Source organism: Bradyrhizobium sp. USDA3516 (assembly GCF_057651995.1).
In genome coordinates this window covers 335,876-358,679 of record NZ_JBYGYN010000010.1, presented here as the reverse complement: position 1 = coordinate 358,679, position 22,804 = coordinate 335,876, and the positions used below count along the sequence as shown (strand labels likewise).

17 protein-coding genes and 5 pseudogenes are annotated in these 22,804 nt (G+C 58.4%); 16 read left to right on the top strand and 6 right to left on the bottom strand.

Going from position 1 to position 22,804, the window contains the following annotated elements:
- Positions 1-430: 430 nt before the first annotated feature.
- The 4 genes and pseudogenes from AC24YW_RS29065 to AC24YW_RS29050 all read left to right on the top strand — a co-directional run.
- Positions 431-1,543: pseudogene (locus AC24YW_RS29065) on the top strand (IS3 family transposase).
- 430 nt (positions 1,544-1,973) lie between these two features.
- Positions 1,974-3,191 carry a cystathionine beta-lyase gene (metC, locus tag AC24YW_RS29060; protein ID WP_487485917.1) on the top strand — a complete coding sequence of 406 codons (1,218 nt, stop codon included), beginning with the start codon at positions 1,974-1,976 and terminating at the stop codon, positions 3,189-3,191.
- 372 nt (positions 3,192-3,563) lie between these two features.
- Positions 3,564-4,118 (top strand): GNAT family N-acetyltransferase, encoded by a 555-nt coding sequence (locus tag AC24YW_RS29055; protein ID WP_487485916.1) that lies wholly within the window; start codon positions 3,564-3,566, stop codon positions 4,116-4,118.
- Between the two features lie 247 nt (positions 4,119-4,365).
- Positions 4,366-5,137 (top strand): annotated as a pseudogene (locus AC24YW_RS29050) (IS3 family transposase); the annotation flags it as partial.
- A 218-nt stretch (positions 5,138-5,355) separates the two neighbouring features.
- On the opposite strand, the gene AC24YW_RS29045 reads toward AC24YW_RS29050, so the two are convergent.
- From AC24YW_RS29045 to AC24YW_RS29035, 3 genes and pseudogenes are all read right to left on the bottom strand, one after another.
- Entirely contained in the window at positions 5,356-5,811 is a 456-nt protein-coding gene (locus tag AC24YW_RS29045; RefSeq protein WP_487485943.1) for an anthranilate synthase component II, read from the bottom strand.
- Positions 5,712-5,990 (bottom strand): hypothetical protein, encoded by a 279-nt coding sequence (locus AC24YW_RS29040; RefSeq protein ID WP_487485947.1) that lies wholly within the window; start codon positions 5,988-5,990, stop codon positions 5,712-5,714. Before AC24YW_RS29040 ends, AC24YW_RS29045 begins: the two co-directional genes overlap by 100 nt.
- Positions 5,987-6,178: pseudogene (locus AC24YW_RS29035) on the bottom strand (chorismate-binding protein); the annotation flags it as partial. The gene AC24YW_RS29040 and the pseudogene AC24YW_RS29035, both read right to left, overlap by 4 nt.
- A gap of 4 nt (positions 6,179-6,182) precedes the next feature.
- Here AC24YW_RS29035 and AC24YW_RS29030 point away from each other — a divergent pair.
- The 9 genes and pseudogenes from AC24YW_RS29030 to AC24YW_RS28990 all read left to right on the top strand — a co-directional run.
- Positions 6,183-6,593: pseudogene (locus AC24YW_RS29030) on the top strand (pantoate--beta-alanine ligase); the annotation flags it as partial.
- Between the two features lie 1,846 nt (positions 6,594-8,439).
- Positions 8,440-9,003, top strand: coding sequence for a hypothetical protein (locus AC24YW_RS29025; RefSeq protein ID WP_487485915.1), 564 nt, complete (start codon positions 8,440-8,442; stop codon positions 9,001-9,003).
- Positions 9,004-9,634: 631 nt separating this feature from the next.
- Positions 9,635-10,042 carry a hypothetical protein gene (locus AC24YW_RS29020; protein ID WP_487485914.1) on the top strand — a complete coding sequence of 136 codons (408 nt, stop codon included), beginning with the start codon at positions 9,635-9,637 and terminating at the stop codon, positions 10,040-10,042.
- A 617-nt stretch (positions 10,043-10,659) separates the two neighbouring features.
- Entirely contained in the window at positions 10,660-12,009 is a 1,350-nt protein-coding gene (locus AC24YW_RS29015) for an aspartate aminotransferase family protein (protein ID WP_487485913.1), read from the top strand.
- 99 nt (positions 12,010-12,108) lie between these two features.
- Positions 12,109-13,365: an ABC transporter substrate-binding protein gene (locus tag AC24YW_RS29010; RefSeq protein WP_487485912.1), complete on the top strand. Its 1,257-nt coding sequence runs from the start codon at positions 12,109-12,111 to the stop codon at positions 13,363-13,365.
- An 8-nt stretch (positions 13,366-13,373) separates the two neighbouring features.
- Positions 13,374-14,315, top strand: coding sequence for a branched-chain amino acid ABC transporter permease (locus tag AC24YW_RS29005; RefSeq protein ID WP_487485911.1), 942 nt, complete (start codon positions 13,374-13,376; stop codon positions 14,313-14,315).
- On the top strand, positions 14,312-15,508 hold the full coding sequence (locus tag AC24YW_RS29000; protein ID WP_487485910.1) for a branched-chain amino acid ABC transporter permease: 1,197 nt from the start codon (positions 14,312-14,314) through the stop codon (positions 15,506-15,508). Before AC24YW_RS29005 ends, AC24YW_RS29000 begins: the two co-directional genes overlap by 4 nt.
- Complete coding sequence (locus AC24YW_RS28995) at positions 15,505-16,251, top strand: ABC transporter ATP-binding protein (protein WP_487485909.1); 747 nt, start codon at positions 15,505-15,507, stop codon at positions 16,249-16,251. Before AC24YW_RS29000 ends, AC24YW_RS28995 begins: the two co-directional genes overlap by 4 nt.
- Positions 16,251-16,970: an ABC transporter ATP-binding protein gene (locus tag AC24YW_RS28990; protein ID WP_487485908.1), complete on the top strand. Its 720-nt coding sequence runs from the start codon at positions 16,251-16,253 to the stop codon at positions 16,968-16,970. The genes AC24YW_RS28995 and AC24YW_RS28990 overlap by 1 nt, the downstream gene beginning before the upstream one ends.
- Positions 16,971-16,981: 11 nt before the next feature.
- Here AC24YW_RS28990 and AC24YW_RS28985 read toward each other — a convergent pair.
- Together AC24YW_RS28985 and AC24YW_RS28980 are read right to left on the bottom strand one after the other, a co-directional pair.
- A pseudogene (locus tag AC24YW_RS28985) lies at positions 16,982-17,099 on the bottom strand (SDR family oxidoreductase); the annotation flags it as partial.
- Between the two features lie 119 nt (positions 17,100-17,218).
- Positions 17,219-18,157 carry a dihydrodipicolinate synthase family protein gene (locus AC24YW_RS28980; RefSeq protein ID WP_487485907.1) on the bottom strand — a complete coding sequence of 313 codons (939 nt, stop codon included), beginning with the start codon at positions 18,155-18,157 and terminating at the stop codon, positions 17,219-17,221.
- 138 nt (positions 18,158-18,295) lie between these two features.
- Between AC24YW_RS28980 and AC24YW_RS28975 the strand changes: the two genes are divergently transcribed.
- The gene (locus tag AC24YW_RS28975) at positions 18,296-19,171 is read left to right on the top strand and encodes a LysR substrate-binding domain-containing protein (protein ID WP_487485906.1); all 876 of its coding nucleotides are present in this window, start codon (positions 18,296-18,298) and stop codon (positions 19,169-19,171) included.
- A 523-nt stretch (positions 19,172-19,694) separates the two neighbouring features.
- Here AC24YW_RS28975 and AC24YW_RS28970 read toward each other — a convergent pair.
- On the bottom strand, positions 19,695-20,501 hold the full coding sequence (locus AC24YW_RS28970) for an IclR family transcriptional regulator (RefSeq protein WP_487485905.1): 807 nt from the start codon (positions 20,499-20,501) through the stop codon (positions 19,695-19,697).
- Positions 20,502-20,689: 188 nt separating this feature from the next.
- Between AC24YW_RS28970 and AC24YW_RS28965 the strand changes: the two genes are divergently transcribed.
- Together AC24YW_RS28965 and AC24YW_RS28960 are read left to right on the top strand one after the other, a co-directional pair.
- A complete protein-coding gene (locus AC24YW_RS28965; protein ID WP_487485904.1) occupies positions 20,690-21,841 on the top strand; it encodes an ABC transporter substrate-binding protein in 1,152 nt (383 codons plus the stop codon).
- An 86-nt stretch (positions 21,842-21,927) separates the two neighbouring features.
- Positions 21,928-22,803 (top strand): branched-chain amino acid ABC transporter permease, encoded by an 876-nt coding sequence (locus tag AC24YW_RS28960; RefSeq protein WP_487485903.1) that lies wholly within the window; start codon positions 21,928-21,930, stop codon positions 22,801-22,803.
- Position 22,804 lies beyond the last annotated feature (1 nt).

Sequence of the window (22,804 nt, the reverse complement as noted above, 5' to 3'; positions counted from 1 at the left end):
CTGGTTCCATTCGTTTCCCGTTGCACGCAAGCAAGCTAGGATTTTACGACGGATATGACTACGAAGCCACCAAGGGCTATCTCGCCCCCTCCTCCAAAATCCGGTAGGGACTTCTTGCGCACGCAGCTTTGACTCTCTCTGGCTGCCCATGCGGAGCGACGTAGGAAGGCTCCTGCTGATCGTGGAGCGCGCTATGTTGGAGGCTTAACTGCTTTCCTCGCATCTTGTCCCAAGCAGCAGGCATCTCCTCCGCTCCAGAACTCAACGAACCAGAGCCTCTATGTCGAGCTGCTAGCGCGATGAACTGCGAGCTCTTGACCGGTCGAACTTATGTGTGCGCTTAAACTGGCTCCGGAATTTTGGACAGGGCGGTAAGTGGAGTTTCTGCCTGACGGCGGGCGCAAGATTGACTCGCGAATCAGGAGAGGCGATGAGCAGACGACCCCGTTGGCACCACGCCGGCATTCAAGGCGAAGGTGGCGTTAGCCGCAATCAAGGGCGAGATGACGCTGACCCAGCTGGCTGAGCATTTCGACGTGCACCCGAATCAGATCACGAAGTGGAAAGCCCAGCTACAGGAAGCGGCGGCCGATGTGTTCGGTCCTGGCGGAGGCAACCGAATGAGCGAGCCCGCGGTGGACGTGAAAGCGCTGCACGCCAAGATCGGGGAGCTGACCTTAGAAGGCGCGCTCAGCAAAGCCGGCCTGCTGAGCGCAAAGCGTGATCCATCGTGAGCACAATCTGCCGATCACCAGGCAGGCGGAAGTTTTGAAGATCAGCCGTGGCAGTGTCTATTATCTACCACGTCCCGTGCCGCCCGCCGACCTCGCCATCATGCAACGGCTCGACAGGTAGCATCTGGAGTTTCCGTTCGCCAGTTCGCGAATGTTGCGAGACCTGCTGGCTGCCGAGGGCAGCAAGAACCGCCGCCGGCATGTCAAAACGCTGATGCGGCGGATGGGGATAGAGGCGCGCTACCGCCGGCCGCGCACCACCAAGCCCGAGCCTGGACACAAGATCTATCCATATCTGCTGCGCGGCATGGAGATCACGCGCCCGAACCAGGTCTGGGCGATGGACATCACCTATATCCCGATGGCGCGGGGCTTCGTGTACCTGGCTGTTGTCCTGGACTAGCGACCCGTCGGGTGCTGTCGTGGCGCGTCTCGATCGCGATGGACGCCGCATTCTGCGTCGAGGCGCTGGAGGATGCTCTCGCTCGCCGCGGCAAGCCGGACATCTTCAACACCGACCAGGGCTCGCAGTTCACCGGCGCGGCGTTCACCGGCGTGCTCGCCAGTCACGGCATCGCAATCAGCATGGACGGCCGGGTCGCCTGGCGCGACAACGTGTTCGTCGAGCGGCTGTGGCGCAGCGTCAATATGAGGAGGTCTATCTGCGCGCCCACGACACCGTGTCCGACGCCCGCGCCTCGATCGGCCGATGTCTCGACTTTTTACAATGGCCGGCGTCCTCACTCGAGCCTTGACGGCACCCCGGATCAAGCTTCTTCAACCCGCTGCCGTTCCGCGCGGCAGCTTAATTTTGGCGGAAGCTCCACTTATCGACGCAAAATTGCTGTTCAGACAACCGGGGACCACCTCACTCCCTATGTTTCCGAATCACGAGCATCGCGATTGTGAATGGCAGTACGGAACTGTACTTATGCCTTTCCAAAGGAAGCTCACAAGTTTGCACTGCCATCAACTACCAGGGCTGACAATTGATCTAGATGAAGCATCTGTCCACAATCAGCACATGTACATCGGAGGCATCCTGCCGGGAGGAATGACATGCAGATCAAGTATGGTTTTTTCTCGCCGCTAAATTCTGCCGGATGCGCTGAGCCGTCACAGCCTTAGCGGGCTGGATCATGACAAAGTGGTCCACGATTCGAGCCTCCCTGGAGCCACGCGTCTAACGTTTGGGTAAAATAAGACCCCCGGACTACCTCTGATTGGCAGTACGATGCTATGAAGTCCCTGAATGGTAGCAAGAACAGGCTGGATAGCGACACGCGGCTTTGCCAACTCGGCCGCGATCCCACTCGACACGCCGGGATGGTGAACGTGCCGGTCTACCGGGGTTCTGCAGTCGTTTCGGAGACCCTGGAAGAAAGAGATTCGCTCGATCCTATACTGAGATACGGTCGCTTCGGCTCGCCGCTATCTCGCGCTCTTGAATCGGCCGTATGCGACTTGGAAGGCGGCTATCGCTCAATCTTATTCCCATCGGGCTTATCTGCGTGCACACACTCGCTTCTTGGGATGCTGAAGGCGGGCGATCACGTTCTGATCACTGACAGCGTCTATGGGTCCGTGAGAACTTTTGCGGACCAAGTCCTCGCGAGGCTTCAGATCGAGGTGCAGTATTTCCATCCAACTCAAGTTTCAGATCTCGCGAGCAAGATCAGGGCAAACACAAGGGTCGTTTATCTTGAGTCTCCTGGGAGCATTACCCACGAAGTTCAGGATGTTTCCGCCTTCGCTGCCATTGCGCATCGATCTAAAGCGTTCGTGATCTTGGATAACACTTGGGCAACGCCCCTCTATTTCAAACCTTTTGAGCACGGCGTCGACATCTCCATACAGGCCGCGACGAAGTATATCGGTGGCCATTCGGACGCATTGCTAGGTATCGCAACTGCAAATGAGGCAGCATGGCCCGCGCTGCAGTCGACTGCTCACCATTTCGGAGAGATTGCCGGAGCAGATGACGTCTATTTGGCCCTGCGAGGATTACGCACGCTAGGGCTCCGTATGCAGCGTCATTGGGACAATGGTGTCAAGCTCGCGCAGCATCTGCAGCCGCATCCGGCGGTCGACAAAGTCATGCATCCAGCCCTTCCAGAAGATCCTGGCCACGAGCTTTGGAAGCGGGACTTTTTCGGGGCAAGCGGACTGTTTAGTGTCGTACTGAAACCAATGTCGCGATCTCGACTTTCGGTGCTTCTTAACAGCCTCCGGCTTTTTGGCATCAGTTCAGCCTGGGGAGGCTATGAAAGCTTCGCAATACCAGTTGATCCACCCAGCCGAACTGAAGCGCCGCTCGCATTTGTGGGGCCACTAATTCGGATTCACGCCGGCGTGGAGAACGCCGGTGACTTGATTGCGGATATCCATCAGGCGCTGCAAGCGGCGACTGAAAACGTGTCCGGCGCTCCAAAGAGCGAGGGAGCACGCAATGCCTGATGTCGAAAGGAAGTTGGGGACGCGAGTAGTGTCTCTTATGCTGTGCGACTGCAAGATCGCGACGAGTAGCTTTTGTGGATCAACCCTGCTGTGTTTCTCTGGCGATAAGCGCCGGACTGGCGTCATCGGCGCTCACGCGCATTAACTACGGTCCTGAAGACAGGGCTTCGAGTTGCGGGTCGAAATCGGTAAACCTCGCTTCACCGCATTCCCTTTAAAAACGAGGTAGACCAATTTTTAGATGTGCATACATGCCAACGAGCTGCAAAAACTTATCGCACAAGGCGGTGGATCGCAGACGTATATTTTTGGGAAAAAATTCACAACAATCGGCGAAAGATAAAGTAACACCCTTCGACTGGGAGATTTTCGATGGTCACGTATCAGAGCGGACGTTTGATTTTCACGTCCATGCGCCCCGATCACGGGGCGGATTTATTCAAGTTACATAATGACCCGCTTGTCCGGGAAGTCATCTTCGATAATATTCCGCAGACCGTTGAGGATGTGCGCAAGTCGCTCGACAGGGCTTTAGACCAGTGGCGAAAGAACGGCTTCGGCTGGTGGATGATCTACGAAAAGACCGATGATGGTGTGATTTTCATTGGTCGATGCGGGTTATGGGAGTACGAGGACGCCAATAGTCTCGAAATCGGCAGTATGCTTTCCGAGCACGGAAGAGGACGGGGTATTGGGACGGTAGCCGCGCGCTTCGCAGTCACGCATGCCTTTCGCAACTCGAGCAAGGAGAAAATCGTTAGTGTCATTGCGCATGGAAATGCTCGATCGGAGCGAGGTGCCAAAAAATTTGGGCTGCGCTATATAGACAATCGCCTTGATAAGCGGGACGGCAAGATCAAGCAATACTACGAGATGACTCGCGAGGAGTATTTTACGAAGCTTTACCACCACATTGCACATACGTAGCAAGTCAGCCAGTAAGACTGTATGTCCTTTGACGGCCGTGAGGTGGTTCTGGCGGTATTGAAACGACTCAAGGAGCCTATTCTCACGCCAAGAGGACGAACCGTGGAAGACTAAACCGTGGTTTTCGTAGGGTTGGATGTTGCCAATGATGGGCATGCCGTTGCGATTGCCGAGAGCGGGCGCGATGGTGATGTTCGCGTTGAAGTCTCCTCTGACGACACATCGTTGCGACGACTCGACCGCAAGCTTGCGCGATCTCGCCAACGAGCGGCGGCGTTTCGGCTATCGCCGGTTGTTCGTCTTGCTGCGGCGGGAGGGCGAGCCATTGGGGGGCAACCGGATCTAGCGGCTTTACCGCGAGGAAGGGCTCACCGTCCGCAAACGGCGGGCTCGCCGCAAGGCCGTGGCGACCCGTGCCCCGATCCTGGTCGAGGTGAGGCCGAACGCGCGCTGGTCGCTGGACTTCGTCCACGACCAGTTCGCCAATGGCCGACGCTTCCGCATCCTCAACATCGTCGACGACGTCACCAGGAATGCCTGGGCGCCATTCCGGAGACGTCGATCTCGGGGCGGCGCGTGGCCCGCGAACTGACGGCAATCGTCCAGCGACGCGGCAAGCCAGGAATGATGGTGTCCGACCATGCACCGAATTCACCTGCAACGCCATGCTCGCTTGGTGCAAGGACGCAGCCATCGAGTGGCACTTCATTGCGCGGAGAAAGCCGATGCAGAACGGCTTCGTCAAGAGTTTCAATGGCCGGATGCGCGATGAGCTACTCAACGAGACCCTGTTCTTCGATCTCGATGACGCCCGCGCCAAGATCGCCAACTGGGTCGCCGACTACAATCTCCAGCGTCCCCACTCGTCGCTGAAATACCTGACCCCCGCGGCCTACGCCGCCCACCTCACCGAAACGGACGATCGGCTGCGCAACCCCGACCAGCTCCGCCGATCGTCCGTTGCTCCATCCGCGCCACTTGGCGTACAAAAACTCAAGACTCTAACTGCCGCTGGATGAAAATGCAGTGGCAGGTCAGTCGCGCAAAAGCGTATTGGTGTAATTGCCCAGTCGGAACTGGTCGGGATAGTGAAGACGGGGCGAGCGCGGCTGGCGGGCAATTGTCAGCTCGGATTGGTCACTTGGCCGAGGCAAGCTGAAATCCGGCGAAGGGTTGCTGCTCGCGTTTTCCGGCGCCATCAAAGAGTGAACCAGAAGCCTCGCGCGCAGGACAAATATCACCGTATTAGGCGAATGGCCCTGAACGGCTTGCCGGATAATCCGGCGGTTACGATCGGACCACGCCTGCTAGCCGCAAGAAATTTGAAAGCAACACATCGCCCCTGTTGTGAGAGTATCGACTCCGGATGGCACTGCACACCATAGGTCGGCTGATTGCGATGTGCGAGGGCCATGATCTCGCCCTCTTCGGAGCGCGCGGTCACGGTGAGCTCCGGCGCGCCCCGCTTGTCGAGCTCGACCACAAGAGAATGGTAGCGCCCCACGCGAAGCGGGGAGGGGAGGTCTTGGAACAGGCCGCGAGCGTCGTGTGATATGTGAGAGGACCGGCCATGCATAGGGCGGCGCGCACGCGTCACCCGTCCGCCAAAAACACTCCCAATGCATCGATGTCCGAGGCAAATTCCGAGAATCGGGACGTGGCCTGAAAGTTCACGAACGACGGACGTAGATATTCCCGCCTCATTCGGAGTGCGGGTTCCAGGGGGATAACCGCGGCGCGTGGCTTGAGACAAACAAAGTCGCTGACGCCGACCACGTCGTTCCGGATCACTTCGGTTGCTTCACCGAGCCTGCGGAAGTAGCGAGCGATATTGAAGACGAACGAATCGTAGTTGTCGATGATGATAATCAAGGTACACCGGGTGCACGAAATGCATCGAAGATCCGCTCCGCCTTGGCGAGCGTCTCCTCGTATTCGGTGTCGGGGTCCGACAACGCGGTGATCCCGCTACCCGCATGGAAGATGGCCTGGTCCCCGTCGCTGGTGACCGTACGGATGGCGATATTTGTGTCCATCTGCCCGGCAAAGCCGATAGCCAAGCCACAGAAAGATTTCCAGCAATGCGCAGTCATACGTCGCATGGCCAGTGATCTCAATCTCCCAATCGAGATCGTCACCGTGCCGACGGTGCGAGAGCGTGACGGGCTCGCGATGAGCAGTCGCAACCGGTATCTTGGCGGTGAGGAGCGGCGGCGAGCTCTGGCCATTAGCCATGGCTTGTTCGCCGCTGTAGATGCGTTTTGCGAGGGAGAGCGCGACGTGGAAAGGCTCATTGCAATTGCAAGAAGGCATTTGAAAACTGTTGATCAGCTGCAAAATCCGAGCTTGTCGACGGCGAGACGCTCAAAACCGGCTGAGAGTCCCTTGCGGCGTACTGCTGCGCTATGCGCTGCCGCCTATGTCGGTTCGACACGCCTGATCGACAACGTGCTGCTATCTTGCCCGAGTCCCTAGGCACGAATCATTCGTGATCGGGCTCGATATCGAGAGTTAACGAAGAGCACACGCGCTGAGGCGGGCTGCGCGTCTTTCCCGCAGGTAATCACGTGCAAGCTACGAACCAATCGCTGCCCGCGTGTCGTTCTTCGAACATAATTCTACTCGCTCGGATGCCCGTTGATCACCTGCACGTCAAAGCCTAGGCCGGCCGCTGATGCGCATAAAATCCTCGCGCCATTCTTCCTCGCCGCCGAACTTTGCTTGTTCGCAGCGGTAGTTTGAGGAAATAGAGCGTCACAATTCGGTAAAAAGGCTGCGGCCGGGTCAACCATCACTGAACGGGTCAACCATCACTGAAGGCTCCGGCAACCGCGAAATTTGCTGTGGCGGAGATCGAAACCGCCAAGACGATTTCCGCACCCATTACCGACTTTGCAGATGCCCGGCCGCGAGGTCGCGAATACGTGAGTGCGCCTCTGCCGAGGCGTACACGCAGTCGAACTCCTGCGCCCGTTTTCGCAAGCTCCACGCGTTCTGGAGAATAGAGGAAGGCCAAACCACGTCGTGCCGATAGGAGGCGAGAATGCGCAACAGCTCTCAATTGACCTACCATGTGTCGGGAAAGTGTTGTGCGGTGTGCGGTGGGAAATTCGGGCTTATCCGCCATTACTGCTGGCGAAAGGCTCTTTGCTCCAAGAAGTGCGTGGACCGCTTCAAGGTGAGGCGGGAAGCTGACCATAAATGGCTTCGATGGTCGCGGACTGCCTGAAGGATGAGGTGCCAGGCAAAAGGGGCGCCGAAGTTGGTCAAAAGGACCACGTGCCTATACGATCTTAGCGCCGCCCCTGGCCTGGTTTGATGGATCATTACAGATCCCAGTGTAGGCGCGTAGATCGGCGGATTCATGCGATGAGGTTTGTGCTGGTCAATCATAGGACCTTACGCGGAAACAGAACGTGCTTTGTATGCTCTCGATATCTGCGTTCCGGTTACGTGCGAGATGTCGCATCGCGGAAAGAATACTGCAACTATGATTGCTATCGACACTGGCACGTCTCGGATGGCGCTTTCCCGTTCGTGACCTCGCATGCTGCTCTCAGGCGTGACATAAACGATCTTGTTTCTCTGGGACAGGCAACCTTGCTGAGCGCGGCTTCGTGTTGGCTTCAGGTCGTGACTGACTCGATGGTGTTGATTAATCCCGCCTTGAGCCAGGGGAAGCGCTCCTCGCCGGAGGGAGACCATTCTAGTTAAGCAGTGCTAAGGTTGGACATCAGCCAACAAGGCGTTGAGCGCGGATCAGTGGGAGCGCTGTCGCATCGTGAAGCAGGCCCGAGCATAATTGGCGGACGGCAAACGAGAGGGGCGAGTGTCAAGCCATGGTCAGAGCTCAGGAAGAGGATGATCTTGGCGCTCGGATTTGGGCTCTTGAGAGCACGGCGCTTCATCGCGGCGGTTAGCTTTTTGGGTTTCGCTCTGCTCGATCGTTTGGAGCCAAGTCATCGTCCATCGTGTCCAACTCACCTTCACTCTTTACTGATTCTATCGATGTTCTCCAGTAGACGGGGCTGTCAGCACAGCAGGCCGTTATTCCGGCGCCCGCAGCAAATGATATGAGACAGACACGCAGCCGAACGAATGGCTAATGTCTTTGCGGTAACGAGCGCCCAGATCGGGTCCGCCCGGCTTGAATGGCTGACGCCGAGCGCAACGATATGGCGTACTGAGCAGCAGCTGAAACAGCACCTTGTTTGCCTGGTAGCGGTCCGCGGGGCGGCTTCCTTTCGAACGTGCAATGACCAGCGCGCCTTAGCTCGTGCCGATAGACCAGCGCCAACGGCGCCTTCGCCGTCTTAGGGAAATGTCAAACACTGAAAATCGATCAGACATAGTCTCGTACGAACGCCACTTACAAGGATTCTATGGCTCCTTCCTTGGAGTCCAGTTTCGCTATCAGACGCGCTTTGTCGAGGCGATCCTTAAGTCCGGCGAGGCTGCTCACCAACTCGGCCAGCTCACGGACGCCGCCATTACCGAAAATAAGGGGATAAAGGCTTCGCTGCTTCTCAGCGATGTCAGCCAGATATTTGCGAGCTTTGTCAGAGAGAGAAAGGTGCACGACCCGGCCGTCTTTGGATCACGGACTGCGACGGAGAAAACGTTGCTTCTGGAGCAACTTGGATTGAGTCGTGACAAACGAGGGGTCAACTTTCATGAGCTTTGCCACCATGTTGACCGGAACACCCTTGCCCGTGTTCAAGTCTGCGAGCGCCCTCAAGATCAGCAGTTGTGGACCCGTGATGCCAAGCGCATTGGCTTGGAAGTGGCGAAACTCGTCCAGAGAGACGTTAATGGATCTGATCTCCCAGGTCAGTCTGTGGATCGCCTCCTGACTGTCAGGAGGCCAAGTTTCGAGCGTTCTTGAATGGCTGGGCAATGCCGGCAGCACCAGATGGTCAGGAACTACACTCTTGTGCTTGAATTCTGGGCGAGGCCCGAAGTCGCTTGGACAGCCTCATCGCGTTCCACCCGATCACATGAAGGACGAGGTGGCAAAGCCAAAGCAACGCACCGGATGAGCTCGCGACTAGGGCAAGGAAGAAATCTAATACAGCGCAGCGTTGCACAACTGGTGGGAAGAAAACCACCGAAAACGGCGCTTCGATCGCAGAATTTCAGCGCAAGGCGAGGTGGGCGGGCGTACGCAATGCGACGTAGCCGTTGAACTAAGGCCGCAGATCAGCGAGACGGTCCCGTTGCTGCGAGAACCTATTTGAATTCTTGAAAGCGTCTGCTCGTGTTATCATCTTGCTCGAGCATGGGGAATCTCGACATGTTGGATGCTGCCACCACAGTCCTCTGCGCGCTGTCCTTGACGAGGTCTGCGGGAATATTTCTCGGACTGATACTGGCATCCGCGCGTGTCGCTTCGAAAATTCTGGAAGCCGCCAGTAAAGGTGAGAGGGCGCACGAACGCCTCAGGCAAATCGGTTTGGATGCCCTTGCCCAAGCGCCAACCATGTGGCGGTAGATGAGGCGATGACGATGGCGCTCAGGTGAATTTCCAAGTCACAGTCCTAAAGATCCTAATCAGCTATCCAGACGGGTTTGCGCCAATGGAGGACCTTAAGCGCGACATGGCAATTCTGGCGACGAGCGGCCGCGATTGGGCGCAGCGCACCAAACGGTTGGGCGCCCGTGTACCGGACTTAGATATTTTCTCGCAGGCGCTTGTCGAGCGCACAAATGGTGGCTGGCGGATCACCCAGAAGGGACGCTCTGTGCTCGCGTTCAAGGAAGCGAAGACGAGTCTTGCAGATGTACCGCATAACATGGGCCCGGCCGCAACAGATCAGCCGGAGCCTGTACAAAGCGAACCGCCTGCCATCGAGTTTACCAGAGGGCCGCATGAACGACGGCGGCCACGGACTGTCAGTAAGGCGAGGCGCGCCGATAGACCTTAGGCATCAGCAATCCCGCGATCGCCCGCCTGGACTTCGGACTTTTGAGATCGTCATCAAGTCGCACGCGCGTCCGATCACGAGCAATCCACATAGAGATGACCGCACGGGCGCAAGTTCGTTGCGATCGTAATCGAGCTTTCTTGGGCGCGATCACGAATGGACAAGTCTGGGACCGACGCGACCGTCAAATGAGTGCCTACCTCTCCTTGCGGCGCCGCGCCGGCGGCCAGCAGGGGCCAAAGGCATCGTCCGGCACCAGGATCGGGCACGTCGAACGACGGCCACGACGGCCACAAGGGATCGTTTGACCGGTCGCGTGTCGAGCGCGCCAGTTGCAGAAGAACGGCCAGAAGTTCTGGAGAACAGCGTGGATGTTCTTTCTTTGTTCCATTGTGAGTGCGCTTTTCCCGTGGTCTCGGCAGGAAGTATCACAATTTTGTTGCATCAAATATCACGCAACAGTAGGAGTCTTCTCCAACGCTACCTTTTTCTGCACGGAAGGACCTATGGCGCCGGAACCCAGCGAATCTCAGTCTGCCGAAAGGCAAATGCGCCAGGCAGCGTTGGCCGCCCTTGGAACCACCGTAGCCGCGACCGTCGCGCTCTAAAGGGGTGTCGTGGCTCTTACGTCTCTTTCAAAGCAGCAGGCGCGGATCAGCAATTCGTCGGTAGCCTTTGCCCGTGAACGCGAGGTTGTGCCCGGCGGCAGCATGAGAAATGCCACCTGGTTCGCGCCGCATCCTCCCTACGCAGCAAAAGGAACCGGTTGCTGGGTGGAAGATATCGACGGTCGCCGGTTTCTGGATTGCGCGAATAACTTCTTCTCGTTGATCCACGGCCATGCCTTCGCCCCCGTGGTGGAGGCCATTGGTGCCGCGGTTGGCAACGGAACGGCCTTTGGATTGCCGACGGAGAAGGAGATTGCGCTAGCTCAATTGATCACCGGCCGATCGCCGGCCTGCGAGCAGATCCGCTTCTGCATGTCGGGCACGGAAGCGGTGATGTTTGCAGTAAAGGGCGCTCGCGCTCTCACCGGGCGAAGCGCATTAGCCAAATTTGAGGGCGCCTATCATGGCTCCTATGACTGGGTCGAGGTCAGTCTTGCGCCCGATCCTGATTGCTGGGACGATTCTGACGGCAACCCGGCATCGATCGCTTCTTCCGAGAGCGTACCGGAACATGTATTGCAAGACACCATCGTCTTGCCCTGGAGCGATCCAGGGCGCTGCGCTGCTATTCTCGCCAAGGAGGGCTCTCGGCTCGCCGCGCTCATCATCGATCCCGTTCCGTCACGGGTCGGTATGGTGCCCGTGTCCAGGGAGATGATCGATGTCCTCCATGCTGCCCGAGAGAAGCACGGATTTCTGATCATCAGTGATGAGGTGATTTCGTTCCGCCTCTCCTATGCCGGCGCTCATCCATTGTTCGGTCTGCGCCCTGACCTGATCACTCTTGCGAAGATCATTGGCGGGGGCATGCCCATAGGAGCGGTCGCAGGTGAGGCCCACGCGATGGCCGTGTTCGACCATACGCAAGGCAAGCCACGCGTTGCGCTCGGAGGCACGTTCACTGCCAATCCACTCGCCATGGCTGCCGGCCTCGCGGCACTGACTGCGCTGGATGAGCCGTCGATAGCTCGGTTGAACCAGCTTGGTTCTGATCTGCGGGCGGCAATCAACCTCAATTTCATCGACAGGCGAATTCCAGCTCAAGTGACAGGCAACGGATCATTGTTCAGGCTGCATCTTAGCTCCCAGCCCGTCACCGATTATCGGTCCTGCCGCACGCTCGTACCCGAGACCCTCCAAGCTGTTCATGCTGGCGTACTCGAGTATGGCGTGCTGCTAACCCCGAATTGTTCGGGCGCGGTTTCAACTCCGATGGATTCCCCGAGCATCGATCACGTGACCGCGGCACTTACGCAAGCTGTCGCCGATGCCTTCGCGCGCCAACCTTGGGAGAAATAGTGCTCTGAAGGCCCGCACGGGCGTCGCTACGAAGCTCATCTTGCTGCGTCTTTCGTCTCTGCAGTTTCTAAACATCGATCACTCTTTGGGAGAATAGACATGATGCCTCTTGATCGCCGTGACGTGCTGAAGCTGGCAGGCGCAGCTGCAGTTGGACTTGCCGCTCCTGCAATTGCTCAGGCGCGTCCAGCATTGAAGATCGCGTCCGTCGAAACCCTGAGCGGTCCGGGATCTACCGTCAACCGTCTCTGGTCGTTGGGTCTGAAGTACGGCATTGAGAAGATAAATGCGCAAGGCGGTTGGAACGGGCAAAAGATCGTCTATGCAGAGTACGACACCGAGGGAACGACTGGAGGCGCTTCGCAGAAGACCCAGGCGGCCATCGCAGACGGCGCCCACATCATTGCGCACGGCGGATCCTCTAACATTGGCGGTCAGATCACCGAAGATGTCCGCAAGTGGAACTTGCGCAATCCAGCGGCGAAAGTTCTGTTCTTCGGATTGGGCATCGAGGCCCTGGAGCTGACCGGAGCCAAATGTCACTATCATTTCTTCCGGTTTGCGACGAATGCTGACATCCGCATTCGAGCGCTCGTGGCCGGTCTGAAGGCAGAAAATGCCCTCGGCAAGAAAGTGTTCTCCATCAACCAGAACTATTCCTGGGGCCATGATATCCAGGCCGCGCTCGAGCAGAGCGCTGGCGAGAGTGACTTCACGCTCGTAGATAAGGTGCTGCACGACGTCAATAAGATCCAGGATTTCAGCCCCTATGCTGCCCGTATTGCTACCTCGGGTGCGGATACGGTTTTCACCGGCAATTGGGGAAATGATCTTTCGCTTCTCCTCAAGGCCGTCCAGGCCGCAGGCCTCAAGGTGAGGTTCGCCACCACCTTCCTCGACCTTCCAGGCGCACTGTCATCAGCAGGATCCGCAGCGCTCGGCTATTTCCATGCCGAACTGTGGAATCCGCAAGCCTTTGGCGCATTCGGGCAGGAACTATGGACCGACTACAAGGCAAAGATGGGCACCGTTCCCTCAACAAGCGAAGCGAAGTCGATCCTGGCTCTGCTGTTCCTGCAGCAGGCGCTGAAGACCATTCCCGAGGCTTCAAAAATAGACGTCGATCAGATTGCCCAAGCACTCGAACGGACGTCCTACAAGGCGCCGACCGGCGATGTCACCATGCGCGCTGCCGATCACCAGATCGCCTGGCCGATCGTCGTTTCCAAGGTGGAGCAGGGCGCCAAGTTCGCAACCGACGGCACGGATATGGGATTCGTCCCGGTCAAGGTGATCCCCGGCGGCGAAGTGCTCAACACCGTCCAGGCCAGCTGTAAAATGCAGCGGCCATCCTAGGGGGCTCCGTGACCTATCTCCTCACGTCACTCGTGAATGGCCTCGTCTTCGGCTTGCTGCTGTTCATGGTATCAGCGGGCTTGACGCTCATCTTCGGGATGATGGGGGTCCTGAACTTTGCGCACAGCTCGCTGTACATGCTCGGAGCTTACCTTGGCTACTCCATCGGACGATGGACCGGCTTCTGGCCGGCCCTGCTCCTCGCGCCGCTGGCCGTAGCCCTGCTCGGCGCCTTCATCGAGCGCTACATGCTCAGGCGTGTTCATCGGCATGGACATGCCCAGGAGCTGCTTCTCACCTTTGGCTTGGCGCTGATCATACATGAAGCCATCAAGCTCATGTATGGCCCATATCCGGTCGAATACGCCATTCCGGCAGAGCTTGCCCGCACAGCCTTCAACATGAACGGCCTGAACGTTCCGCTGTATCGGCTGTTCATCGGCGCTGTCGCGGTCTCGATGTTCGCATCGCTATTCTTGCTAATGAGATACACCCGCCTGGGACTGATTGTGCGGGCGGCACTTTCGCAGCCGCTGATGGTCGAGAGCCTCGGCCATAATGTAGGGTTCGTTTTTCTCCTTGTGTTCGCTATCGGTGCAGCGCTGGCTGGGCTTGCCGGGGCGGTTGCCGGAGCCTTCTACCCCACCGGTCCGAACATGGCCGAGGACCTCGGATCGATCGTGTTTGTCGTGGTGGTCGTCGGCGGGTTGGGCTCGCTCGAGGGCGCACTCGTCGCATCCTTGGCTATTGGCCTCCTGACGACCTTAACCGTTGGGCTCGATTGGACACTGGCCGGCGCCCTTGCCCCCTTTGGCCTGTCAGGATGGGCGGCCTCGATCGGCGGGCCGTTTTCGATCACCCTGTCGAGCCTCACCGGCTCGCTGCCCTTCATCATCATGCTCTTTGTTCTGCTGTTCCGGCCCGCCGGTCTGATGGGAGAGCGGTCGTGAACCGATATCACCGGATAGCCTTTTGCCTTGCCGCAGCCATCGTGCTGCTCGCTCCGCTCACTTTCAGCGACCGGTATGCGAACCTCGCTATCCGCATCCTGGTCGCTGCACTGTTTGCCACTGCGTTCAATCTCTTGTGGCGGCAGGCGAGACTTCTCTCGTTCGGGCACGGGGTCTATTTTGGGGCCGGCATGTTTGCGGCCGTACACCTGATGCGCGCCAATGAAGCGGGCTTGAATGTCCCTCTCATCCTGGTGCCGCTCGCCGGCCTGTTGTCCGGCCTGATCATCGGCCTGCTTTGCGGCTTCATCGCCACACTGCGCAGCGGAGCCTATTTCTCGATGATCACGCTCGCCATTGCCGAGCTGATCTATTCGCTTGGTCCGCGTTGGCAGGCCCTGTTTGGCGGTGAAGCCGGAATTTCGAGCATGAGATTACCCAGCATGGGCCTCAGCTTTGCCGCGCTGAATGAAGTTTATCTCATTGTGCTCGGCTGGAGCGCGCTCGGTTTCATAGCCATCTGGTTTTTTGCCAAGACCCCGCTGGGTCAAATCGCGTACGCGCTGGGCGACAATGAACGACGGCTTCAGTTCCTCGGCTACCGCACCCATGCCGTCAAGGTGTGCCTGTTTGCGCTCTCGGCCGCGATATCAGGGCTGGCGGGAGGCCTGTTGGGGATCGCTGCCGAAAACGTGGACTATACGGTGTTTGGTCCGGCTTCATCCGCCGCACCAGTGATCCAGACTTTCATTGGAGGCGCCGACGTTCTTTTCGGACCGGCCTTCGGCGCAGCAATTCTGACCGGCTTTGGCAACGTCTTCTCGGACGTCACGCGACTTTGGCTCCTTTATCAGGGACTAGCGTTCGTTGTGGTGGTCATGTTTCTTCCCGACGGGATCGCTGGATCCCTCCTTTCCACCAAAAAGCGGCCGTTACGAGAAGCCATTGCCACCACCCTAGCGGTCCTTCTTTGCTCAGCTAGCCTGATCTTTCTATGCGAAAGCGCGTCGATCCTGCTCAGCGATTCCTATGCGTCGCTTCGGGCGAACCAGGGCGGCTCTTGGGTGAGCTATCGTTTGTTCAACATTGAGCTCCTTCCCAGCTCTCCGATCGTATGGGCACTTCCATTGATTGTAGCGCTGGCCGGAGTCCTCGTTTCACGCAAACTCAAGCGGCAAGAGGAGGCGGCATGAGCGCCATTTCTCTGAGCGCAGTCCGGAAGCGGTTTGGCTCGAGTGAGATCATCCGCGGTGTCGACCTCGAGGTAAACGCGGGAGAGCGTCACGCCCTGATCGGGCCCAATGGAGCCGGCAAATCCACTCTGTTTAACCTGATCAGCGGGCAGTTTCGTCCGACCAGCGGGCAGATCTTGCTGAACGGGCAACGCTCCGATCGCGATCCGCCAGAGACGATTGCCCGCCGTGGCCTCGCCCGCTCGTTTCAGATTACGAGCCTTTTTGCCAGGCTCACCGTGTTCGAGACGGTCCAGCTAGGGGTCATGGCAAATCAGGGTGTACGCTTCTGCTTCTGGCGCACTGCCGCATCTCAACGCGAAGTGACGAATGATGTTCTCGCGTTGCTGGACGACGTTAACCTGTCGCACCGGGCCAGCGTGCTTGCAGGCGAGCTTCCATATTCGGAACAACGCGCGCTCGAACTGGCAGTAACTTTGGCCTTGCGACCCGAAATCATCCTGTTGGACGAGCCGACGGCGGGCATGTCGGTGGAGGAGGCGGCGCAAACGGTTGCCCTCATTCGGCGGCTCACTGCTGGACGCACGCTTCTCGTGGTCGAGCATGACATGGACGTTGTCTTCTCGCTGTGCGACCGCATCTCAGTGCTTGTCCATGGACAAATCGTCGCGACGGGCGCACCTGACGAGATCGCCAGGGACGAAAGAGTGAATGAAGCCTACCTCGGAAAGGGCTTGCATTGATGGGGCTGACAGTCACCGGTCTGCATGCTCATTACGGCAAGAGCCACGTGCTTCGCGGCGTGACCTTTGAGCTGCCGGCACAAAGCATCTACAGCCTCGTGGGCCGCAATGGGTCGGGGCGGTCAACGACCCTGAAGAGCATCATGGGCATCGTTCGGCCCAGTGAAGGATCTATCCTCCTGGACGGCGCCGAACAATCCCGGCGAGAAATTCGCGACATCGTGCGGGCCGGTATCGCTTATGTGCCGGAGGATCGGCTGGTATTTCCAACGCTGACCGTTGCTGAAAACCTGCGTATGGGTCAGCTCCGCCCGTTGCCGGGCAGGGTGGTATGGACCATAGATCAAATGTACGAATATTTCCCTCGGCTCCACGAAAGGAAGGATACCAAGGCAGGCAAGCTCTCCGGAGGAGAGCAGCAGATGCTGACGATGTGCCGCTCCCTGCTGGGCAACCCCAAAGTCCTCTTGCTCGATGAGCCGACGGAAGGATTGGCCCCCAAGATCGTAGAACGTCTCGTCGAAGCTATTCTCGACATCCGCAAGAATGGAGTATCCGTACTCCTGATCGAGCAGCGCTTGACGATCGCCTTGGATATCAGTGACCGTGTGCTCGTCATGGGTCATGGGCACATCGTGTACAACGGGACGCCAGACAGTCTTCGCGACAATCCAGATGTCCAGCGAAACTGGCTCGCCGTGGGGACGAGTGTGAGCTAGGCGTTAAGGATCTCGCCTGCCATCTTCAAGGTGTCGGCGGCGCGCGTCGTCAGCCTGACATGCAACGCCTTCGTTGGCGAGCGCTATGGCGCAGGCGCGCCCTAGGCCCTTGCTGGATGCGCAGACGATGGCAAGGCGACGCTTATTTCGAGATCAACCTTTCAGCCTATGATTTTGGCTTGGGAAAATGCCCAACCGTTGCGGAGATCCATAGCCCAGCTCGGCACGCCTATGGATGAAGTCGTCGTTCAGGCGATGCGCCTCAGCGCACGCTCGTCGCGTCGCGCGAGGCGCGTGAGCAAGAACTCGATTTCGCTCTTCGCGGCTGCGCTAAGCGAACCACCGGGCGCACGCAAGGCGTCCGAATTGAGAAGTCCCCGGCGCATCAAGACATACTTGCGCACCGAGAGCCCAACGCCGGGCTGCTGCTCGTAGCGCAGCAGTGGCAGATGTGCGTCAAAGAGGTCGTGAGCTGCGTCGCGTTCGCCGCTCTTCGTCAGCCGCATGAGGTCGACGAGCATGTCCGGGAAGGCGTAGCCGGTCATCGCGCCGTCCGCCCCGCGCTCAGTCTCGAAGTCCAGAAACAAGCCGCCGTTTCCGCATAAGACCGAGACGCGGCGCATTTTCCCTTCCGATTCCCACTTGCGCAGCGTCGAGATCTTTTCGAGGCCGGGCCAATCCTCGTGCTTGAGCATGACGCAGGAGGCGTTATCTTCGATGATCCTTCGGATCACGTTCGGCGCCATCACGACGCCGAAATTGAGCGGGTAATCTTGGATGACGAACGGAACGTCCGAACCGATCGCCTCAGCCGCTTGGCGATAGTACGCAACGATCTGGTCGTCGGTGCGCAGCGTCCAGGGAGGCGCGATCATGACACCGGCGGCGCCTGCATCCATCGAGACCCGCGCCAGCGAGCGCATAGCAGCGAATCCGGGAGAAGAAACGCCAACAATCACCGGCAGTGTAGTCGCGCGGCGAATGTAGCGTGTGGCGACATCGATCGCCTCCTGCGCATCAAGCTTGGGAGCTTCGCCCAGCACACCGAGAACGGTCAGTCCCGTGCTGCCGCAAGATCGATAGAAGTCCGTCAGGCGATCAACCGAGTCCAAATCGATCCGACCATCGGCGTGAAAAGGCGTCGGAGCAATCGGGTACACCCCGCTTGCGCTGGCAACGAGCCGCATCGCAAAAATCCATTTTGAGTTTGTAGACTGCCTCCTCTTAACTCACTAAGGCATGCGGAAAACCTGGTGTTTTCCATTTTCTGATGACGGAAAATCCGTTACATCTACTCGCATTCGAGAAAAAGGTGCACCGCAGCGGTGAACATTCGCTTCCTCCACACCTTCTGCGCGGTAGCCGATCGAGGTTCACTTGCCGCCGCGGCGCGGCATCTCGGGCTGGCTAATGCTTCGGTCGCCGAACAGGTTCGGACTCTCGAAGCTGAGCTGAAGGCGAAACTCGTCGTCAGGCGTGGACAAGGCATCGCATTGACCGATGCCGGACAAGCCGTGCTTGGGACCGTACGACAGATTGTCGCGCAGGCGGACGATTTGCGACATCTGTCCCAAGTGGGACGGCTGAGCGGCCGGCTGCGCGTCGGCGCGATTTCGACGGCGCTCGTCGCTTTGATGCCAATGACTCTCCGTTGGCTTTCGGAGCGGCACCCGGACATCGAAATCAAGGTCGTGCCAGGGACCTCGGTGGGACTTCTCAAGATGCTCGAGGACGGGGAGATAGATTGCGCGCTTGCGGTGCGTCCGCACTTCCAATTACCCAAAAGCGTGTCGTGGCGATTGGTACGCGAAGAACCCCTGGTCGCCATCTCCCCAGAGCAGAAATGTCAGAGCGTCGAGGCGCTCTTGAATGACTTTCCGTTCATTCGGATGGATCGCAAGGCCTGGACCGGCCAACTCGTGAGCCGCTTTCTCCATGACCAGAGAATCTCCACTCGGGAGTTATTCGAGCTCGACGCTCCAGAGACTATCGTCGTCCTTGTCGCAGAAGGTGTCGGCGTCTCGCTCCTTCCGAATTGGGGAATCGTGCCGCCTCTCGATAGGAAGATCCGGGTGCACCGGATCAAGGATCCCAAGTACGCGCGACATGTCGGAGTACTCGGCAATCGCGGAGGAGCGGCGGCCCTGATCGAAGTATTCGCAGAGGCAGTTGCGGCAAGTGCAAGCGCGAATTCGCGGTAGAAGCGCTGAGCGTTGCAGGCTGACGCCGCGTCGTCGCAGAGAGACTCCAGTTTGCGAACATAAGCCTCGTTTCATTTTGGCCGCTCACACGTTCGACGCCGATGGTTATCGCCGCCATGCGCTTCGAGATGTCGTATCGGAAGCAATCCAATGATGATGAGCTGTTCTGACTGGTATATGAGCTCAGCGCGGCTTTTGTGCTAAAATTGGCAATCGCTGCTGGTAGCTGATAGCGACGGGACTTCCACAGCGTACAGCAAAGCGTACCATTTGGACATGTTCATGCAGCTTTCAGGCCGTCTGCAGCGGAAGATGCTCTTTGAACAGGACGATCTTCAATCGAGAAAGTATTGACACTCCACCACTGCAAAAGATCGCTCAATTTACCTTGAATCCCGCACCTATCGGACAGTCTACAGAGGACTCAGCGATCCCTGTGGCGGATCCGCGGATCGATGCTCTGTGCCTGATGGCGGAGGATTGCGCTAAAACGTCCCTGTTTCCAAGCGAGACGCACGCGGGGTCATGCTTGCGGAACTTGTAAAGCGTCCTTTGATTTGAGCTTCTCGCCTATCGAGAGCGATCGCCCCAATGTCTCGGCAACATTGCGCAATGCTGTCAAACGATCCGGTAGCTGCTCGTTCATGATCCGCTGTAGGGGCCCGGTCATTCCGAGAGCGTAAAATACGCGCCGATCGGATAGAAAAACAGGCACCGCAATAGCGGCCAATCCTTCGTCGATCTCTCCGATGCAGGTCGCGTAGCCCCGGTCCCTGACCGCAGCGAGCTCCTGTTCGACCCATGCACGATCGTTTCGCGTGTTCGCCGTGAGCAGAGGAAGATCGGCCGACATCGCCTCCTTCAATACTGCCTTATCTTGATAGGCTATGATGGCCTTGGCGGTCGCAGCTGCATGCACGGGCATCTCGATCCCCGGCTGCACGTAACCTCGCCAGCGCACATCTGGCGAAACGGAGATCGCAACGACAACGCGCGCGCCGATCAGGCGCGTCAAATAGCAAGTCTCGGACGTCGCGTCGGTCAGTTGCTGCAGATGCCCGCGAGCCAGTGCGGCAATCCATCCATCATCCGCAGTCGCGTGCAATAGCCGGAGCAAGCGGTCACCGAGCTGATAAGCGCGCCCACCCACATTGTCCTTCGCAAGCCCGGCGCGCACGAGGCCCTTGAGCAGCCGATGCGCAGATGTCTTCGGAAGATCAAGCAACGAGGACACGTCTGCCAGCGTAAGGGCCCCGGGAAAGGTGGCGACGAGTTCGAGCACTTGCATGTAGCGGTCCAGAGGACCCGCCGCTTCGTCCGTGATGGTCATTCAGAGGCTTCCCAGGCGGAAACTTTGTGCGCGCGCACCTCTGCCCCGCTTGACTTCTCAAGCCGGAGCAGATTAGCTTATACGCAATACCGGGATATTATTCCGGAAAACGGAACTGGTGTCAACGGCGATTTTTGGCAGCGGCATTCTTGGTGTTGCGACCCCGCGGAAGCGTCACGAGGCAGATCATGAAGATAACGAGGCAGGAATTTCTGAGGGCTTTGCTTGCGGTGAGTGCGCTGCCGTGGATGGGAGCCGCACGTGCCGAGGAGGAAGGCCCGATCGTCGTCGGCGCAACCGTGCCAATGACGGGCCCGTTATCGCTGACTGGCAAGCAGTATCACAACTCCCTGCTGCTGGCCGAAGAGGACGTCAACAAGGCAGGGGGCATTAACGGGCGCAGCCTCAAAATCGTCTTCGAAGATACGCAGGCCTCGAACAGCACGGCGGTCAACGCGTTCGTTAAGCTCGCACAGGAGAACAAGCCGTCCTTGTTCTTCCTCTCGAGCTATTCGACCCAGAATCTGGCGGTGGAGCCTGAGCTGAAGAAGATACAGGTGCCGGCCTTCTACGCGGGCGGTGCCGATGTTGTGGCCGAGGCTGGGAATGAGTGGATGTTCCGCGTGCGGCCCGCAGACAGCGTGTCAGCCGAAGGCATGGTTCAGTGCGCCCTCAACGTGCTGAAGGCAAAAAGGCCCGGCATTCTCTACATCCAGAACGACTTCGGGCAGGGTGGTGCCCGGACGGCTGTTGAGCGTTTCGGGGCCGCGGGCGTAACCGTCGTGGGCATGGCCGCATATGGCCAGAACGACAAGGATTTTTCGGCGCAGCTTCTTGGCCTGCGTGGCAAGGACATCGATGTTCTTTTGATCTTTAACTATCCGCAGGACGGTGCGCTTGTGCTGCGTCAGGCAAAGATGCTCGGTCTCAAAATGCCGCTGGTGACATCTTCGGCTGCCTTGGTGCCAGCGGCCCTGCAGCTGTTGTCTCCGGCTGATCTTGATGGCGTCTGGGGCGTCGTCGATTCCTTCATCGATCCGTCGGTCGGTGGGCGCATGCAGGATTTTGTCAAACGCTTCAAAGCCAAATTCGGCACTGATCCGGACCCGTACGGGCTTGCCTATTATGATGGTGCGATGCTGGCGGCCGAAGGCCTGCGCAAGGTTGGCACTGATCCCAAGGCGTTACGGGACTGGTTTGCCGCCGTGAAAGGATGGCAAGGCATTGGTCATGTCTATTCATATGATGCCAAGGGCAACGGCGTATTCGACCTGGCGGTCGTGAAATCCAAAGCAGGGACCAAATCCCTGGAGCTGGTTCAGACCATCAAGCTCAACTGAACCCTGGCTGCCGATGCGCTCCACGGGCAACGCGGCAATCATCAGGGGCCTGCTGACAGGCCGGTTTGCAAGAAGATCATGACGATATGACAGATCTCATCCAGCTGCTCATCAACGGACTAGCGCTCGGCAGCGTTTACGCGCTCGCCGCGATCGGTTTCGTCATCGTCTACTCCGCAACCGGGGTAGTCAATTTCGCCGCCGGGCAATTCGTGATGTTCGGCACCTTCGCGGGCGTCGCAATGTTGCTCAATGCGCAGCTGCCCTGGCCTGTAGGCTACGGCGCTGCTTTGATTGCAATGGCGCTGTTCGGAGCTCTGTTCTTTGCCGTGCTATATCTGCCGCTACGCGCGAGCCCGGTCGTGACCATCATCATTGGCACCGTCGCGATCGGAATCACGATGCAGAACGCCGCGCTGCTGGCGTTCGGCTCCTGGCCATTCCGGCTGCCCTCGCCGGTCGAGGGCATAAATCTCACAATTGCAGGCGCAACGATCTCAGCCCATGCGGTCGCGGTCGTGATCGTCACGGCCTTGATGGTTGTGCTGCTGTGGCTTCTGTTCTTCAGTACCTCCCTCGGCATCGGGATGCGTGCCGTGGCCCAAGATGTCAAGGCTGCCCGGCTGATGGGCCTCAAGGTCAACCGCCTGCTTGCATTATCCTGGATCCTGGCTGCGCTGCTCGCGGGAATTGCCGGCTTGATGCTCGGACCAATGTGGTTCGCCGACACCAGCATGGGCGATCCCATCGCGCTCAAGGCATTCGCAGCCACAATCATTGGCGGCTTCGGAAGTCTGCCGGGCGCTATTGTCGGCGGCCTGTTCGTTGGTCTCAGCGAAGTGCTCGGCGCATCCTACGTCTCCTCGGCTTACAAAGACCTGATCTCCTTCGGCATCATGATCTTGTTCCTGCTCCTGCGCCCGCAGGGCGTGTTCGGCGAACACATTCAGGACCGGGGCTGAT